Raw genomic sequence first — 15,684 nt, forward strand, 5'->3', positions numbered from 1 at the left:
TTTTGTAGTGCGACTCACGCGATAAATAATCGTCATTATAAAATTAACAGTTTAAAAAAGGTCTACTACCGGCATACCATGAGATATGCGGATAATCATGTATTGATTGTGTACTATAGCTTTATTTTATCCTTGTCCAGTTGTTCGTATGCTGAATTCTTACTGATAAATTCCGGTACCAGTTGTTTCATGAGAACTACTGTAGGGGTGATGTAATGCTTCTGGGCAGAAGCGATCAACTTTTCGACATGCTCATTCACTTCAACGAAGTCATATTCACGAACGCGGGCTATCATGATTTTTTCATGATAAGTACTAAGTGTATTTTCTGCATTGTTCAACAGCTCTTCATACAGCTTTTCCCCCGGACGTAGTCCTGTAAACACCACCTGCACATCTTTACCTGGCTCCCTTCCGCTCATGCGGATCATCTTATTGGCCAGATCAGCTATTTTCACCGGTTGCCCCATATCAAACACAAATATCTCGCCACCTTGTCCCATTGCTCCAGCTTCCAGCACCAGCTGACAAGCTTCAGGAATGGTCATGAAGTAACGGGTAATCTCCGGATGTGTAACAGTAAGCGGTCCTCCCTTTTCTAATTGCTGTTTAAATCGGGGTATAACAGATCCATTAGATCCTAATACGTTGCCAAACCTTGTAGTAATAAACCGTGTAGGTGGCATACCATATACGGGGCCTGACTTTTTATACTGACGGTTAACGTGATTATTGTAGGACTGTGTAAATATCTCGGCTATTCTTTTGGAAGCGCCCATGATATTGGTAGGGTTCACGGCTTTGTCAGTAGAGACCATCACAAATTTCTCCGCACCAAATTCCACTGCCAGTTCTGCCAGCATCTTGGTACCCATTACATTATTCAACACGGCCACAGAGGGGTTCTTTTCCATCATGGGCACGTGTTTATAGGCGGCAGCATGATATACCATGGAAGGCTCATATACTTCAAATAACTGCTGCATGCGGATGCGGTCGCAGATATTAGCGATGTAAGGCACTACGGGTACGCCTGGCGCCAGCTCTCCCATTTCAAGTTCCAGTTCATGCAAAGGCGATTCTGCTTTATCGCACATCACGATTACGGCAGGCTCCAGTTTCACCAACTGTCTTACCAGCTCACTACCGATAGAACCGGCAGCACCTGTAACGAGGATGGCTTTACCTTTGGCCTCACGGCTTACCTGTTCATTACTGATACTGATCACTGATCTGTCCAGCAGATCTTCGATCCGGATGTCCTGCAGTTTGGCAGGGCTCCATTCAGCGTTGATCCATTTATTCACAGGCAATACTTTCTGTACTTTAATATTCAGTGCAATGCAATTATCAACAAGGTCATTGAGTACCTGTGCATCGGGCGCTTCTTCAGCAACGATGAGTAACTTCACTTTCTCTTGTCTCATCAGTCTTTCGAGCGCGCTTCTGGAAGTGCCGAAGATGGGCAATCCCTCCAGACGTTTACCCGCACGGGTTAGTTTATCATCCAGGAATCCTGTAATGCGGATATTGCCTGTCTGATCTTCGCTGATGGCCTTCCGTACCATTAGTCCGGAGTGACCAGCATTATAAATAACAGCTTTGGTTTTATTGATGACGCCATACCTACTGTAATAATGAAAAGCCCATTTTACAAAGAGCCTGTAAGACAACAGGAAGAAGGTATTGATGAAGAAGTTAATAGTGATAACGGATAAGGGTATCATATTCTCTGCCGTGTATGTAAAGGCAGCAACATTGATGTAATAATAGATGATGGCACTGACAAGGCCCACGCATGAAATGCGTCCAATATCAGCCATACTCGTATACCTTACAATGCCACTGCAAGTACGAAACAACAACGATAATAGTAAATTCACACTCACTACAACCAATACAATATCCTGCATGGGGTATCGACCAAAGTCTTCGAGGCTAAAGTTAAGCCTGAGTAAAAAAGACAGGCTCATTGCAACAATCGAACACCCGAGGTCTAATAACAAAATCAGCCAGGATGGGGTAATCCATGATCTCTTAGTCATCGGTTTAATTAGATAAGGTTAAAACTGTATCAGTATTTTCTTTCAATAACTCGGAATCTCTTATAAACAGTATGTGTTACAGTATTTTAAGTTCTAACCTGTGTGCAAAATAAATACATAATGTTAAATTTTGTCCAGTTAATAGATGAGTTTGACCACATGTTTTTATCACTAATATTTATATTCCATAATATTAAAAACACATTGATTCATACAATTCTTCTATACAACTTACAGCAGGGCTTTTGTTTATCTATCAGTCTTTCAATCGTCCGGAAGTAACAAATATGTCTATTTTAATATTGCGTATTAGTACGTATCATTAAACGGGCAGTATCAACACATCACATATATCCGACGCACAAAGCATGTTCAGGCGGCGCATGCCACCCGTACATAGGTTCTTAACATTAAGAACATGGTAATAACACGAGCAATGAGTTATTCATGGCATGCAAGTTAAGTTGACTAATTGGTTATGTACTTTGCACTCTAAAGATGTTGCCAGCAGACTTTAAAGTAATGCTTGCTATTTAAGTTATTCGGTGAGACAGTTGAAACAAACACTATACCAAAAAGCAACAATGCCAATTCTTTCTCAAGACCACGTTTGATAACAACTATTGAAGAGCGTTTGTTTTGAGATTTAAAAAAGTATTAGCTCATCCGTTGTCTTTAAACAGAAGGGATTAACGAATATAGAAATTAACAAATTCAAATTATTGTTTGTATAAACATCAGGGGCTATCTGAAAAAAAAATTACCCGGAGCGTTTAAGCACCGGGTAAAGTTTACTACAAAAAAATATATGTCTTAACGTTATTCCACAGTTAGTGTGCCGGTATAGCCACAGGTTTTGACCTGATAGCAGTTAACGCGTCTTCTGTCATCACCTGCTTTTTTTGTGGCTTATGCCATACGTAACTTCTCTTCAGACAGGAGTAGCAGATATATCTGCGGATAGGGAATACACCTAACACATATTTAACAAAGAAACCACGGGGTACCCTGTCTTCAAGAACACCGTGTTTACATTTAGGGCAATCATGTAATTCAATACGCTCCACGTTCGAAGATGAGCCCTGTAACAAAATGTAACTCATAGGTAATTAATTAGTCTGGTAAGGGATAGTAGTTTGTTCACAAACTACCGTACAAAAATACAAATAATATTATTATTGAATTAATTTAATTTTTACTTTGAGAATTACTTTATATGCATAAAGTTCAAAATCAGTTGATCCTGTCAATCATTTTTCTCCCGAGAGATTTTCTGGTTAGGAGTCCTTGTTACTGGTCTTTTTTACAGCTATGATTATAAAGCGCTTAGGGGATCGGCCATTAAAAACAGGTATCTCTTCTGATGTAAGGCCAGACACCGATATTTCCCAGGGATTCTTTTGTTTCAAAGAAGGCGTCTACCACCACATCTACTCATACGAGTAATCTTCTGCCGTCTGGTTATTTAAAGTCGTTTTTGGGCTGCCTTCTGCTTTTTTTTGCAGGCGATTCTTTCTTCTTTTTCTGGTAGACGATTGTATTACCGTTCCATTGCCTGAAGGTGAGATATCCGATACTACCGGATGCGCCCTCGAATATCAGACTGGGCAGGGACCTACCATTCAGTTTTAAGTTAGATGTATTTATTAACATGAATATTGCGGATTTAGTGTCAGAAAATGCGCCCCGGTAGAAACCGGGACGCTGTTTGTTTCAATGATGGCATCTGTAAAATCAAAACCAATGATGAACGGGGCATCCGGCACATAGCACTTTCGACGATTACGGAATGTAAATTCTCCAATGCATACCTTCGCCTGGTCACACAGGATTATGAAATGGTAAACTCACGCATGGTCTGATTGCCGGGCATGTCTGTGGCGATAACCTTGACACGGGTTCCCGCAACAGCCGGATTCGCGACAGTAGCAGTGAAGATCCAGTATTTGCTGTTACCGCCTGCTACTAAGGCCTCCCCTTCCTCGATCAAGGCATTGGCGGCAGACCTGATCTCGACCTTGACGTTATCGAGTGTGAAAACGTCTTTAGCCTTGATCGTGATCGTATCTCCGACGAGACCTTTATATTTCGTTGTGACAATGCGCCGTATTTCCGGGAAAGAATGCGCATCTTTTAACGCCAAAGCATAAGCGCTCATTCCGAGTTTGATAGCGGCTTCATTGTACGCTGCTTTTTTCATGGGATCATTCAGCACTTCCACTGCAAAATCAGCGGCGTCCTCAAACCTTTCTCTGACTGCTATCTGTTCAGCCGTCGGCGGCAGAGTACTTCCCTTTGATTTTTCGCTGACGATTGTTTTGCCGCGATACTGACGCAGGGTTATACTCTTTGCGATAGTTCCTGATATACCTTCCAGGAAGAAGTTGTTTTTATTTATTGCCATATTATTTCAATTTAGTTTGTTAGAAAATCAGATTATCCCACAATCACTGCGAACGGGTGAAACAGCAGGCGTCCCTCTGCAGTTTCAGACGCAGCCCCGTTTAGCGGTGATTGCTGATACAATGTTACTATGATTATTTTTCCTGTTTGGAGCCTTGTCCACAGGACGCAAAATCGTGTGCATAGGACGCCAAAACGTGTCCATAGGCTCTGGCATTTCCTCTTTCCGGCATTTGACTTGCATATGATCAGCATCTTCTTCCGTTAAAAAACGGAGGAAGAACGGAAGAAGATGCTGATCATATGCAAGTTTGCTGTACTTCTGATGCTCCTTACTTTCACAATTCCGATTTCTTTGTTATTTTACCACAATGAAAGGCTTGCAAATAGATACCAGCAGCAAAATTCCCGTTTATATACAGATCGCAGATTCCATCATGGCAGCAGTCCGCGATGGCATTCTGACCCGTGATCAACAGATCCCTTCTATCAATGAACTAAGTGAAGAGTATTTACTTTCTCGTGGTACAGTGGAAAAGGCTTATAAAGAACTGCGGGATAAAAAGGTTATTATTTCAGTAAAAGGTAAAGGATACTTCATCAACCGGACAGATGTAGTGATCCCTCTTCGCATATTATTAATCTTCAACAAGATCAGTAATTATAAAAAGCAGGTCTACAACTCATTCGTAAAGGCGTTAGGAGACAATGTATTTGTAGATCTTCATATTCACCACCATAGCGTTCCGCTGTTTGAAAACCTGATCAATAATCATCTGGGAGATTATGATTACTATGTGATCATGCCACATTTTTACGAGCAACCGGGAAAAGTACTGGAGATATTGCGAAAGATACCTTCGGAACAATTAATCCTGCTGGATAAAGACCTGCAGGAACTAACAGGCAACTATGGTACGGTATACCAGAATTTTGAAAAGGATATATACGAGGCATTGCATGAAGCGCTACCGGCATTAAAGAAGTATGATAGTCTTGTATTCGTAAATCCGGGTATTACCCCCTACCCTATGGAGATTGAAAAAGGGTTCCGCTACTTCTGCCGTATGCAGGATTTTAATTTCTCGGTTATTGAAGGCATAGAAATGCATACCCCGGTAAGTAAAGGTCAGGCCTATATTATTATTGAGGAAACAGATCTGGTGAATCTTGTGAAGATATGCAGGAATGAGCAGCTTACCATTGGAAAAGATGTAGGCATTGTATCGTATAATGAAACACTATTAAAAGAAATTCTGCTCGATGGAATAACAGTGATCTCTACGGATCATGAGCAGATGGGCGTTTCTGCCGCAAGAATGATTACAAATAAGAAACAGGAGCGGATGAAAAATCCATTTAAACTGATCCTCAGAAATTCTTTGTAGAGCATTTTTAATGACGCTCCAGGTAATCTTTAATAGCCGAATGATAAACACTCTTGCCTTTTCTTACCTTGTAATTTGCTTTCTTTAAAGGGTCTGCTATAATGCTCTTCGCATACTCAACCGCATCAGCAAATCTATTATTAGACTCCAATTGAGAATCAGATGGGATCACCTTGCTCATATCAGGATATTTGCACAGATAGTTCGTTCCCCCCACATTTCTTATTACAAATTGCTTGTTGTTACGGCCCAGGCTTATCTTCCAGCCCTTCCATAACGGATTATTTATTCTTACCATAGTTTTTAACCCAAAATTATAGCATTACTCCTTGCGGGTTTTACGGATTCCACTTCTCATAACTCATGATAAATCAATACATTACCGAAACTTCCTGTTTTCTCAAACTTTTCAAGTTTCAAAAAAAGATAAGCATTCATCATCTGCAACCGATTATTTGCATATATTTGCAACCGAACGGTTTCGAAAACTAATAACCCGACCCATGAGAAGAGATGTTTTTCAAGCCATCGCAGATCCGACCAGAAGGGCTATCATACTATTGATCGCATCACAGGCGATGACGCCCAATGCTATAGCAGAGCATTTTAACACTACCCGCCAGGCGGTATCCAAACACCTGCGCATACTGGCAGAATGCCAGCTGGTAACACAGGAGCAGACCGGCAGGGAGATTTATTATCAGTTAAACGGTGACAAAATGAAAGAGATCGATAAATGGCTTGACCAATTCAGAAAAATATGGGAAAGCCGCTTTAACGAGCTTGATAAAATATTATTAACGCTTAAAAACGATAAAAAATGAACGTCAACTTAGCCTTTGATTTTTCCGTTGATAAGGAAAACAAAACCATCACTGTAAAAAGGGAATTTGATGCAGAAGTCGCACTGGTATGGGATGCTTATACCAAAAGCGAGATCCTCGACCAGTGGTGGGCTCCAAAACCATGGAAAGCAAGAACCAAAACCATGGACTTCAGAGAAGGCGGACACTGGCACTATGCTATGGTCGGACCAGAGGGCGAAGAACACTGGGCACTGGCCAACTATCAGCAAATCAGTCCTAAAAAATCATTCACCGGACTTGATGCCTTTGCGGATGCGGAAGGTAACGTAAACAAACAAATGCCACAGTCAAAATGGGTGATCTCCTTTACTGATAAGGGACAGATCACACTGGTACAGATCCATATTTCCTACGAAGACCTGGCTCAGCTGGAAACGACTATACAGATGGGCTTCAAGGAAGGCCTGTCAATGGCGATGGAAGGACTGGATGAATTGTTGCCCACATTAAAAAAATAAGTTAAATTTAACTAACACGTAAACAGAAAAACACATTCAGGAAAAAAGATCGCTATGAAGAAAAAAATTCTATTTGTTGTCAGTCTCCTCTTCGGATTGATGTTCATCAATGCAGGATTGAACAAATTCCTCAATTACATGCCGCCACCGAAAGATATGCCTGAAAAGATGATGGAAGTAATGGGCGCTTTTATGAAGATAACCTGGTTAATGCCGCTTATCGGACTAGCAGAAATCGTAGGTGGCATACTGGTCATTATTCCTAAAACCAGGGCGCTTGGTGCTATTATTATTCTGCCGGTAATGGTGGGGATAATCTTAACCAATATCACAGTGGCGCCTTCCGCATTACCCATTGGACTTGCATTATTTGTAATCAACATCTGGCTGATTATCGAGAACCGGGAGAAGTATCTTCCAATGGTAAGATAAACAACAATATTGCCCGCCGGCAATTAACGACCGCCATTCTTTCAATTGCAGGAGGCTTTCTCCGAGGGATTTCTTTGTCCAATATACCTGTAAGGGTTACCTCTGTCCATCAACAAATTGACCAGGCATCCCTTACAAGGTATATGGACAGAGATAACGGTAAATGACTATACCAATTTCATAGCAGTATTCAACCTGTCTGCCACATCATCCCAGTTGATGATCTGCAGCATATTATCAACGAAGTCTGTTCTTTTATTCTTATACTTCAGGTAGTAGGCATGCTCCCATACGTCAATCACCAATAATGGTATAACGCCCCATTGGGTTAATTTCTCATGATTCTCACATTGCAAAATAGTGAGTTTATCACTATAAGGCTGATACCCCAGGATTCCCCAGCCATTCCCATCAACATCTTTGGACGTTTTAGCCAGGTAGGTCTTCAGCTTGTCATAACTGCCGAAATCCTTCTCAATCCTTTTTAAAAGTTCGCCCTTCGGTTCCGTCTTCTTATTACTCAGGTTTGTCCAGAAGATGGTATGGAGCACATGGGAAGAGAAATGGTAAGATAATTTCTTCGTCCAGTAATCTACTGTTTCAAGACTGTTATCGTCCAGGGCTTTCCTGATCTTCTGCAGATCACCATTGGCTGCTTTTACAGCGCCGCCATGGTGAAAGGTGTGATGAAGATAGACGGTTTCTTCGTCCATATAGGGCTCCAGAAAATTCTTGTTGTACGGTAAGGGCAGGTGTTGAAAATTGCCAGCTGCATCGGTTAGCTTGTCCAGTCCGTTGCTTCTGTAGTTTTCTGCTAATACGGAATTGGCGGGCAGTAATGCCGTTAATGAGAGGATACCAGTTGCAGAAAGAAAATCCTTACGATCCATTTTACTTTTCTTTAAACGTTAATTAAATCAGGAATGAATTTTATCAGTAACCCGGCTGCAGCGGCCAGTGCGATAATGAGCAGTTCAGATATCTTTTTAAAATTAAGCAGGATCAGTATTGTTCCCAACGCAATGACGACGGAGGTAATATCAGTAAACTGGCGTTTCGCAAGCACTAAGACTGCCCCTGCAATGGCGCCTGTAGCCGCAGCTGTTACGCCGTCAATAAACGCCTTAATAGCAGCATGCTTCCCATATTTCTTAAAGTAGGGCGCCGGTAATATCGTAAACAGATAGCAGGGCAGAAAAGTTGCCAGCGCAGCCACACAGGCGCCCGGCAATCCTGCCACCAGGTACCCTATAAAACCGACAGTGATCACCACCGGTCCGGGTGTGATCATCGCCACCGCCACGGCATCCAGGAACTGCTGCTCACTCAGCCATTGATATTCTTTTACGACACCACCATACAAAAAGGGAACGATGGCCAGGCCGCTGCCAAAAACAAAGGCCCCGGCTTTGAGGAAGAACCATCCTGTTTGCACCAGTTTCTCATCGGCAGACAATTGACCGGTCACCTGCAGGAGTACGGGAGAATAAAGTATGGACTGTGTTGTATTGAGCAAGCGGGGACGGGTTCTCGACATCCAGACGGCAATACCTCCCAGCAGGATCAGCCAGAGCAATTCCTTTTCATAGATGAACGTAGCTACCATCAGTACCCCGAAAATGATCCACAGCAGCCAATCCCTGCCCAGGCTCTTCTTTGTGAGTTTGTAGCTGCTCACAGCTATAATACCTATTACGGCAGCACCTATACCATAAAACAGGGCCTGCATCCAGGGTAGACCGCCAAATTGTACATAAGCGATGCCCAGAGCTACCACCATCAAAAACGAAGGCAGTACGAAGGCCAGACCAACCAGTGTGGCCCCCAGGAGCTTATAATCCACATATCCGATATAAATGGCTAACTGAGCTGCCAATGGACCTGGCGCTAACTGGGCCAGCGCCAGTCCTTCTTTATAATCCTCTTCCATGATCCACCGGCGTTCCTCCACCAGATCCCGGTTCATATACCCTACCAAAGCTACTGGACCTCCAAAGCCGATGGCCCCTAACTTTAAAAAATACTTTACCAGGCCTGCGAGTGTGTAGGATTGCTTCTCATTCATAAATATCATTTATACGCCACGCCAGACGATCGTATGGTTCAGGCAATGCAATGCTACTACCTGATACAGGCAATAAATAGAACAGAAATGACCTGTTTGTATGGAAATTACTTTTTAGCCGGTTTTTTCCTGTAATCTGATGGGTTCTTACCAGTATGTTTTTTGAAGATGCGCGTAAAATGACTCTGATCCGAAAACCCTGTCAGATAAGCGATCTCAGTCAGGGAATAACCGGACGACTGCATCAGTGCAATGGCCTTCTCAATACGCTGTTTACGGATATACTCACCAAAAGACAGATCTTCAAAATACTTCGAAAACTCCCTGGAGAGATAAGAAGGACTGATCTCCAGATCTTTTGAGATCTCTTTCAGACTTAAGCTGGTATCAATATGATCCTGTATGATTTCCTTCAGTTCTTTTGCCCAGGCAGGGATCTTCTTAGCACCTGGCTTTGATTTCAGGTAGGTATTGAACACATTCAGCAAGAGGTTTTCAAATGGCTGCTGTGTATGTTTTTCTTTCTGCAGATGTTTAGCCCAACTGTACAAACCGTCATATATGAGCATACCTTTTTCCAGCAGATCGTGGTCGTTGGGATAGTTAAAGGCAAGCCCTGCGGAAATAGCCCACAAACCCGAGGATTGAGCCGCTAATTCATGATGATCTGTATCAGCACCCCGCACTATGATAGCGAGGGTATGTATGGCAGGGTCTTCTATCTGATATTTCTGTACGAAGTAGTCGAATGTACAATGGTTACCGTAATGGGTAAACTCTACTCCTGGTACGTCGAAAGGAATAGCGTTCAGTTGTTTGGCCTTTTCTGTTACCTGGTCGAAAGGAGCATAGATGATCTCTGCATCCTTGTCGATGAATCTCCTGATAAGCCAGGGACAGGCAAGGCGGTCTATTTTCGGTCGTTCACGGGTGATCCATTTCATGATGGGAGGTAAAATAGGGGCAAAATACATTAAATACCTGGTTGTTAATTATAGTTACTGATTACGGCACAAACGTGAACATACATTACGCAGAAAATGTGCATAACGGTGGACCTGTCAGCATAAATTTTCGGGTTATATCCCCCCCTATTTCGGTATCGGCGTACTAATATCTATCACCCTTTTCATCACCTTCTGCAAACTCCTCGCAGAATCCAGATGCGTATACAACAGCGGTAAGCTATTACTCGCAAAAGATTTCACATCAGGATCCGTAGCATATTTCGCAGCCTTTCCGAAATCCCGGATATCCTTGTTGTAGTCGTTCACGGTGAGATCTACATACGACCTGTCGAACTCAATACCCTCCTTTTTAAGGAGACTTTCCTTCTGCTTTTGCTGATGATTGGATATATCAGCAGGCAGCGTCACATTTTTAGCAGCAGCCAGCTTTTTCAGCTTCGCCTGCGCCTCTTCATGATCCCGGGCGATCATGGCACCCAATTCTTTTACCCGCTTGTTACCGGATCTATCCCTGGCCAATTCTCCCATCTGGGATTCCAGCATTACACCACTGGCGGTATTCACCAGGAAATCGGCATCATCCTTTGTAAGGACAATCGCCGAAGAATCATCCGGACGGCTCTCCGAATCAATTCTTTTGGCATTTACTTCTTTTGCGCTTTTTACACTATCGGGAGTCCTGCTATTGCAGCTGAAGAGGAAGGAGATAACGATAAGACCCGAATATAATTTGACGAAATTTTTCATGGTCTTTTTTCTATAACCGGCTCAAAATGCATGCCACGGAACAGAACAATAGAACCTACAGCCATCTTTAAAATGACTTATATAGCAGTTTAAAAAATATTAGCCAGTCTCTGCTTATGCTCCGCCCGGTGTAAGCAGGTATGGTAATTGTGACGGCATCGTATTGTTTCACCATAAAAACTTCGTTATGGCTATCGTAAAAGTAATTGAGCTCATCTCTTCTTCCGAAAAGGGTATTGAAGACGCTATACAAAATGCAGTTGCAGAAGCATCTAAGACTATACACAATATAGACTCAGTATTTGTAAAGGATATCAAGGTGCATGTAAAGGATGGGAAAATAACCACCTATGGACTGATTTGTAAAGTATCTTTCAGATTGGACGAAAAAACGAAGGAACACGCATAAATGGGGATGATACATCATGCGGCAACCGGCAAATGTAGTGGTTACCGCATGATGACATTATGCATTTACTATCGTGTCGCAACTTTCTCCTGCGGCATTATATTTCTTGATCACTTTGGCCATATGGCTGGCGTCTGTAAATCCTAACTCCCAGGCAATCTCTTTTGCACTCTGATCGGAATGGCGGAGGCGGCTCTGGGCTACATTCACTTTTGACTTCAGCACATATTCCTTTAAGGTCTCTCCTGTTTTCTTTTTGAAATATTCACTTACATAGGTAACCGATAGATGAAATTCGTTTGCAATCGCTTCAATCCGCAGTTTCTCATTGTCAAATAAATTGAACTGGATGTACTGCAGGATATCACTGATCTGTTTATCCGTTGCCGGATGATCGTTCCTGAAAGTCTGTTCAAAGTTGCGCCGGAGAATATTCAGCAGGGCAAACATATGTCCGCGGATAATAGAATCGGCATGCTCCCGCCTATTCGTATACTCATCGTAAACACCTTTTATCAGGTGGCTGAGCATCTGCTTATCAGAATCGCTGTGTATGATGTCTCCGGGCTGCCGGTTATAGCTGCTCAATATATAATGCAGGTTCTGAAACCATTCTGTATAATCCATCATCTGCGTGCTGTCCTTTTTAAAGAACAGGCCGTTGAAGCGGATAAAAATGAAAGTGGTAGGCTCCGCTACCTCAAACCAATGGCAATCATAGGGTGGCAGCAGGAAGATATTATCCTGCTGATACCCGATCAGACTGTGATTGATACATTGCCTGCCGCTGCCTTTCTCAATATAAACAAGTTCGAAAAAATTATGCTTATGTGGCCGTTGAGTCCACTCCTGTAATTCCTCTCTCGTGATGAAAAAAGGCTGAGATGAATTTTCTACCCGCATGTATACTGCTGATTTACATTGAAAGTCCTGATTCAGCTGTCAAGGTAATACAAAAACAGATGTTTTTATCTATCTATCAAAGGATGGTCAGCACGATCCTTCCCCGGGTAGTACCTGATGCCTGCTGCTGGTGCGCCATATCCATCTGGGAGAAATCAAAATGGTTTACATATGGGACGATGATACCTTGTTCAAGCAGATCCGCCAATGCAGTCATGTCAGCGTCGCTGGACTGAACGAGGAAGAAAAAGGCCTTTACACCATTTTCCTTTGCTACCGCTGCCACCTCTTCCGGAACACTACCGGGAATACTGATGATCATTCCGCCAGGCCTTACTACTGCGATAGATCGTCTGACATGCTCACCGCCGACACAGTCAAATACCAGGTCAACATCTTTTACCTCATCTTCAAATAGCTGGTTCCTGTAATCTACATGTTCATCAGCCCCCAGTCCCAACACAAAGTCCTTGTTGGCGGCGGAAGAAGTACCTATTACATAGGCGCCTGCATGTTTAGCCAGCTGTACCACAAAATGGCCTACGCCTCCTGCGGCTGCATGTACCAGTATCCGCTGTCCTTTCTTCAGTCCTGCCTGCTGAAATAAACCTTGCCAGGCCGTCAATGCCGCTAATGTCGTGGCGGCGGCCTGCTGATGCGTAATACCGGCGGGCTTTTTAGCCAGATGAGCAGCCGGAGTGGCTACATACTCCGCGTATGCCCTGCCATGACCCGGAAAGTTAACCATCCCAAATACTTCATCTCCTGCGGCAAACACCTTTACTTCGCTACCTACTGCCGTAACTACACCCGAAATATCCCAACCTAAGATAAAAGGCATCCCGCTTTTAATAAGACCGGCAATACCCTTTCCCTGTCTTGTCTTTACGTCTACCGGGTTAATGGCAATCGCATGCACCCTTACCAGGACTTCATCTTCCTTAATAACCGGCTCGGGGAGCGTGGTATATTCCAATTTGTCTGTTCCGCCAAATTCATTGATAATAATCGCTTTCATTGCTTTTACGTTGATTCGTTCAGTGTTTCTGTTTGACACCTCAAAATTGCGGCAAAGCATCCCCCGGAAAGAGTATTTATTTGGGTAAGAAAGGTATTTTTCAAGGTTGGGGGCATACGAAAGCCCAATAGCCCCTTCAGGGCATATCTGGAAAAACGGTGAAGATAAGAGCTAGTTGATACGCTTGTCAAATCCCATACCTACAAGCTCAGTATAGGCGGCCCATACATCCTCCGGTATTTCCTGCGGTATCTGAAACCCTTTGCTGCTGTATGTTTTTATTCTGTATAAATCACCCGCCAGTGTATCGAGAAACGTTTCGTAGGGTATAATGCCACTGGAGAGATAGTCGGTCATGGATATCTGCGGAGAGGTTACTGATATGGGTACCTCTTTAAAATGATTCCTGAAAGTGGCATAGGTACGCCGCTCCATGTAAGGTTTGTGTACGAGTATAAGACTCGACGGATGAATGTCACGCGCCTTCAGTAATTGCATACTGAAAACAACATTTTCACCCGTATTGGTCGATTTGTTTTCCAGGAGGATAGCCGATTCCGGTACACCTCTTTTAATGGCCAGTTCCGCAAATGTTTCTGCTTCACTTACTTTCCACGCCTCCTGTGTCAGATATCCGAAGCCACCCGAGAATACAATCAGGGGCGCCAATCCTTCCAGGAAAATATCCGCAGCTCTTTCCGCCACACTGGTATCATGACTCCCTAATACCAACATACAATCCGATGCTTTGATCTCCTGGTGCATACAAAGGTAGTCCCATATTTTCTGGGCCAGTCCGAAAGTCTTGTTTGCTGATGACATACATTAATTCCCGTTGAGAATGATCACAATATCCGCAAGGTACTCATAGCCTTACATGTCGTTTGTAATAATACTAATTATACTATTTATATGCAACGTTCACGGATCAGTCATTTTGTTAAGTTTTCAAAGACGAGCATCATACGTACCTGATGACGATGATCATACCGGCATATTTTTTAATGAAATACCTTTGAATGGAAAAATCAGTGCCCATGATACTCACAATAACAATGAACCCTGCACTCGATAAAAGTACCACGGTAGAAAAGCTATTAGCAGAGAAAAAGCTACGGTGCGAACAGCCGGTCATAGAAGCCGGCGGTGGTGGCATCAATGCCAGTAAAACCATTAAAGAGCTGGGCGGAGAGAGTGTGGCATTTTACCCCGCCGGAGGTGCGAACGGCAGAAGATTGCAGGAGCTGCTGATAACATTAGGTATTAACAGTATAGTGGTCCCATTAAAGGGAGAAACAAGAGAGAACCTCACGGTGACAGAGACCAGTCATAACCAGCAATTCCGCTTTGTGATGCCTGGGCCTACACTGGATGAAGAAGACGTAGAAAGATGCTTCGCTGCCATTGAAGCCATACTTCCCGTCCCTGATATCATCGTAGCCAGCGGCAGTTTACCTCCCGGTGTACCAGATGATTTCTTTGGCCGCCTGGCACATTTATGCAAACGAACAGGTTCAAAGCTGATCGTGGATACATCCGGTGAACCACTGCTGCATGCCGCCAGGACGGGCATTTACCTGCTGAAACCCAATATGTCGGAACTATGCAGCCTGGCCGGCAAAGAATACCTGGAACTGGACAGTGTCACAGAAGAGGCCCGGAAGATCATTGAAAAAGGTTATTGTGAAGTGCTGGTGATATCCATGGGACCTGCAGGTGCATTGCTCATCACCAAGGACCTGAGCGAACAGATCAGCGCGCCTACGGTAAAGAAACATACTACCGTGGGGGCGGGCGACAGTATGGTTGGTGGTATGGCCTGGATGTTGGACAAAGGAGAACCGATACAGGCTGTGGCGAGATTTGGTGTGGCCTGTGGCACCGCCGCCACCATGAACGCAGGTACACAACTATGTAAAAAAGATGACGTATACCGCTTATATAAGTGGATCAACCGGTGATATGTAAGTGACTATAAACAG

18 protein-coding genes are annotated in these 15,684 nt (G+C 43.5%); 6 read left to right on the plus strand and 12 right to left on the minus strand.

The genetic code is table 11. The annotated features are described in order from the left end of the window. Window positions 1-113: 113 nt before the first annotated feature. The 4 genes from CLV42_RS05600 to CLV42_RS05615 form a co-directional block, all read right to left on the minus strand. The gene (locus CLV42_RS05600; protein WP_245901506.1) at window positions 114-1,823 is read right to left on the minus strand and encodes a polysaccharide biosynthesis protein; all 1,710 of its coding nucleotides are present in this window, start codon (window positions 1,821-1,823) and stop codon (window positions 114-116) included. Between the two features lie 1,052 nt (window positions 1,824-2,875). Beyond that, the gene (locus tag CLV42_RS05605) at window positions 2,876-3,148 is read right to left on the minus strand and encodes a hypothetical protein (RefSeq protein ID WP_106600917.1); all 273 of its coding nucleotides are present in this window, start codon (window positions 3,146-3,148) and stop codon (window positions 2,876-2,878) included. A gap of 358 nt (window positions 3,149-3,506) precedes the next feature. Beyond that, a complete protein-coding gene (locus tag CLV42_RS05610; RefSeq protein ID WP_106600918.1) occupies window positions 3,507-3,698 on the minus strand; it encodes a hypothetical protein in 192 nt (63 codons plus the stop codon). Window positions 3,699-3,876: 178 nt separating this feature from the next. Continuing rightward, the gene (locus CLV42_RS05615) at window positions 3,877-4,449 is read right to left on the minus strand and encodes a hypothetical protein (RefSeq protein WP_106600919.1); all 573 of its coding nucleotides are present in this window, start codon (window positions 4,447-4,449) and stop codon (window positions 3,877-3,879) included. A 370-nt stretch (window positions 4,450-4,819) separates the two neighbouring features. Between CLV42_RS05615 and CLV42_RS05620 the strand changes: the two genes are divergently transcribed. Next, the gene (locus tag CLV42_RS05620) at window positions 4,820-5,836 is read left to right on the plus strand and encodes a GntR family transcriptional regulator (RefSeq protein WP_106600920.1); all 1,017 of its coding nucleotides are present in this window, start codon (window positions 4,820-4,822) and stop codon (window positions 5,834-5,836) included. Between the two features lie 7 nt (window positions 5,837-5,843). On the opposite strand, the gene CLV42_RS05625 is transcribed toward CLV42_RS05620, so the two are convergent. Next, complete coding sequence (locus CLV42_RS05625; RefSeq protein WP_106600921.1) at window positions 5,844-6,134, minus strand: hypothetical protein; 291 nt, start codon at window positions 6,132-6,134, stop codon at window positions 5,844-5,846. Window positions 6,135-6,339: 205 nt separating this feature from the next. On the opposite strand from CLV42_RS05625, the gene CLV42_RS05630 reads away from it, so the two are divergent. From CLV42_RS05630 to CLV42_RS05640, 3 genes are read left to right on the plus strand one after another with little or no spacing between them, the layout of a single operon-like run. Next, window positions 6,340-6,660, plus strand: a complete 321-nt coding sequence (locus tag CLV42_RS05630; RefSeq protein ID WP_106600922.1) for an ArsR/SmtB family transcription factor — start codon at window positions 6,340-6,342, stop codon at window positions 6,658-6,660. Then, on the plus strand, window positions 6,657-7,160 hold the full coding sequence (locus CLV42_RS05635; protein ID WP_106600923.1) for an SRPBCC family protein: 504 nt from the start codon (window positions 6,657-6,659) through the stop codon (window positions 7,158-7,160). The genes CLV42_RS05630 and CLV42_RS05635 overlap by 4 nt, the downstream gene beginning before the upstream one ends. A gap of 54 nt (window positions 7,161-7,214) precedes the next feature. Then, window positions 7,215-7,592 carry a DoxX family protein gene (locus CLV42_RS05640; RefSeq protein ID WP_106600924.1) on the plus strand — a complete coding sequence of 126 codons (378 nt, stop codon included), beginning with the start codon at window positions 7,215-7,217 and terminating at the stop codon, window positions 7,590-7,592. Window positions 7,593-7,759: 167 nt separating this feature from the next. On the opposite strand, the gene CLV42_RS05645 is transcribed toward CLV42_RS05640, so the two are convergent. From CLV42_RS05645 to CLV42_RS05660, 4 genes are all read right to left on the minus strand, one after another. Continuing rightward, on the minus strand, window positions 7,760-8,482 hold the full coding sequence (locus CLV42_RS05645) for a superoxide dismutase (protein WP_106600925.1): 723 nt from the start codon (window positions 8,480-8,482) through the stop codon (window positions 7,760-7,762). Window positions 8,483-8,493: 11 nt separating this feature from the next. Then, window positions 8,494-9,657: a chromate transporter gene (locus tag CLV42_RS05650; RefSeq protein ID WP_211303391.1), complete on the minus strand. Its 1,164-nt coding sequence runs from the start codon at window positions 9,655-9,657 to the stop codon at window positions 8,494-8,496. Window positions 9,658-9,764: 107 nt separating this feature from the next. Beyond that, the gene (locus CLV42_RS05655; RefSeq protein WP_106601345.1) at window positions 9,765-10,601 is read right to left on the minus strand and encodes a chromate resistance protein ChrB domain-containing protein; all 837 of its coding nucleotides are present in this window, start codon (window positions 10,599-10,601) and stop codon (window positions 9,765-9,767) included. Window positions 10,602-10,748: 147 nt separating this feature from the next. Next, the gene (locus tag CLV42_RS05660; protein ID WP_106600927.1) at window positions 10,749-11,372 is read right to left on the minus strand and encodes a DUF4142 domain-containing protein; all 624 of its coding nucleotides are present in this window, start codon (window positions 11,370-11,372) and stop codon (window positions 10,749-10,751) included. 187 nt (window positions 11,373-11,559) lie between these two features. Between CLV42_RS05660 and CLV42_RS05665 the strand changes: the two genes are divergently transcribed. Next, a complete protein-coding gene (locus CLV42_RS05665; RefSeq protein ID WP_106600928.1) occupies window positions 11,560-11,781 on the plus strand; it encodes a dodecin family protein in 222 nt (73 codons plus the stop codon). 57 nt (window positions 11,782-11,838) lie between these two features. Here CLV42_RS05665 and CLV42_RS05670 read toward each other — a convergent pair whose 3' ends face one another. The 3 genes from CLV42_RS05670 to CLV42_RS05680 all read right to left on the minus strand — a co-directional run bounded on the left by CLV42_RS05670 (window position 11,839) and on the right by CLV42_RS05680 (window position 14,524). Then, a complete protein-coding gene (locus CLV42_RS05670; protein ID WP_106600929.1) occupies window positions 11,839-12,684 on the minus strand; it encodes a helix-turn-helix transcriptional regulator in 846 nt (281 codons plus the stop codon). Between the two features lie 76 nt (window positions 12,685-12,760). Continuing rightward, window positions 12,761-13,702, minus strand: coding sequence for an NADP-dependent oxidoreductase (locus CLV42_RS05675; protein WP_106600930.1), 942 nt, complete (start codon window positions 13,700-13,702; stop codon window positions 12,761-12,763). Between the two features lie 171 nt (window positions 13,703-13,873). Continuing rightward, complete coding sequence (locus CLV42_RS05680; protein WP_106600931.1) at window positions 13,874-14,524, minus strand: YdcF family protein; 651 nt, start codon at window positions 14,522-14,524, stop codon at window positions 13,874-13,876. A 215-nt stretch (window positions 14,525-14,739) separates the two neighbouring features. Here CLV42_RS05680 and CLV42_RS05685 point away from each other — a divergent pair, with 215 nt between their 5' ends. Then, window positions 14,740-15,663, plus strand: a complete 924-nt coding sequence (locus CLV42_RS05685; protein WP_106601346.1) for a 1-phosphofructokinase family hexose kinase — start codon at window positions 14,740-14,742, stop codon at window positions 15,661-15,663. Window positions 15,664-15,684: the final 21 nt, after the last annotated feature.

The organism is Chitinophaga ginsengisoli, assembly GCF_003014595.1.
In the GTDB taxonomy this organism is placed as follows: Bacteria; Bacteroidota; Bacteroidia; order Chitinophagales; family Chitinophagaceae; genus Chitinophaga; species Chitinophaga ginsengisoli.

Bases quoted from the DNA above. Each gene is read 5' to 3' on its own strand.
- CLV42_RS05600 (WP_245901506.1), bottom strand. From the start codon at position 1,823: ATGGCTGATATTGGACGCATTTCATGCGTGGGCCTTGTCAGTGCCATC.
- CLV42_RS05605 (WP_106600917.1), bottom strand. From the start codon at position 3,148: ATGAGTTACATTTTGTTACAGGGCTCATCTTCGAACGTGGAGCGTATT.
- CLV42_RS05610 (WP_106600918.1), bottom strand. From the start codon at position 3,698: ATGTTAATAAATACATCTAACTTAAAACTGAATGGTAGGTCCCTGCCC.
- CLV42_RS05615 (WP_106600919.1), bottom strand. From the start codon at position 4,449: ATGGCAATAAATAAAAACAACTTCTTCCTGGAAGGTATATCAGGAACT.
- CLV42_RS05620 (WP_106600920.1), top strand. From the start codon at position 4,820: ATGAAAGGCTTGCAAATAGATACCAGCAGCAAAATTCCCGTTTATATA.
- CLV42_RS05625 (WP_106600921.1), bottom strand. From the start codon at position 6,134: ATGGTAAGAATAAATAATCCGTTATGGAAGGGCTGGAAGATAAGCCTG.
- CLV42_RS05630 (WP_106600922.1), top strand. From the start codon at position 6,340: ATGAGAAGAGATGTTTTTCAAGCCATCGCAGATCCGACCAGAAGGGCT.
- CLV42_RS05635 (WP_106600923.1), top strand. From the start codon at position 6,657: ATGAACGTCAACTTAGCCTTTGATTTTTCCGTTGATAAGGAAAACAAA.
- CLV42_RS05640 (WP_106600924.1), top strand. From the start codon at position 7,215: ATGAAGAAAAAAATTCTATTTGTTGTCAGTCTCCTCTTCGGATTGATG.
- CLV42_RS05645 (WP_106600925.1), bottom strand. From the start codon at position 8,482: ATGGATCGTAAGGATTTTCTTTCTGCAACTGGTATCCTCTCATTAACG.
- CLV42_RS05650 (WP_211303391.1), bottom strand. From the start codon at position 9,657: ATGAATGAGAAGCAATCCTACACACTCGCAGGCCTGGTAAAGTATTTT.
- CLV42_RS05655 (WP_106601345.1), bottom strand. From the start codon at position 10,601: ATGAAATGGATCACCCGTGAACGACCGAAAATAGACCGCCTTGCCTGT.
- CLV42_RS05660 (WP_106600927.1), bottom strand. From the start codon at position 11,372: ATGAAAAATTTCGTCAAATTATATTCGGGTCTTATCGTTATCTCCTTC.
- CLV42_RS05665 (WP_106600928.1), top strand. From the start codon at position 11,560: ATGGCTATCGTAAAAGTAATTGAGCTCATCTCTTCTTCCGAAAAGGGT.
- CLV42_RS05670 (WP_106600929.1), bottom strand. From the start codon at position 12,684: ATGCGGGTAGAAAATTCATCTCAGCCTTTTTTCATCACGAGAGAGGAA.
- CLV42_RS05675 (WP_106600930.1), bottom strand. From the start codon at position 13,702: ATGAAAGCGATTATTATCAATGAATTTGGCGGAACAGACAAATTGGAA.
- CLV42_RS05680 (WP_106600931.1), bottom strand. From the start codon at position 14,524: ATGTCATCAGCAAACAAGACTTTCGGACTGGCCCAGAAAATATGGGAC.
- CLV42_RS05685 (WP_106601346.1), top strand. From the start codon at position 14,740: ATGATACTCACAATAACAATGAACCCTGCACTCGATAAAAGTACCACG.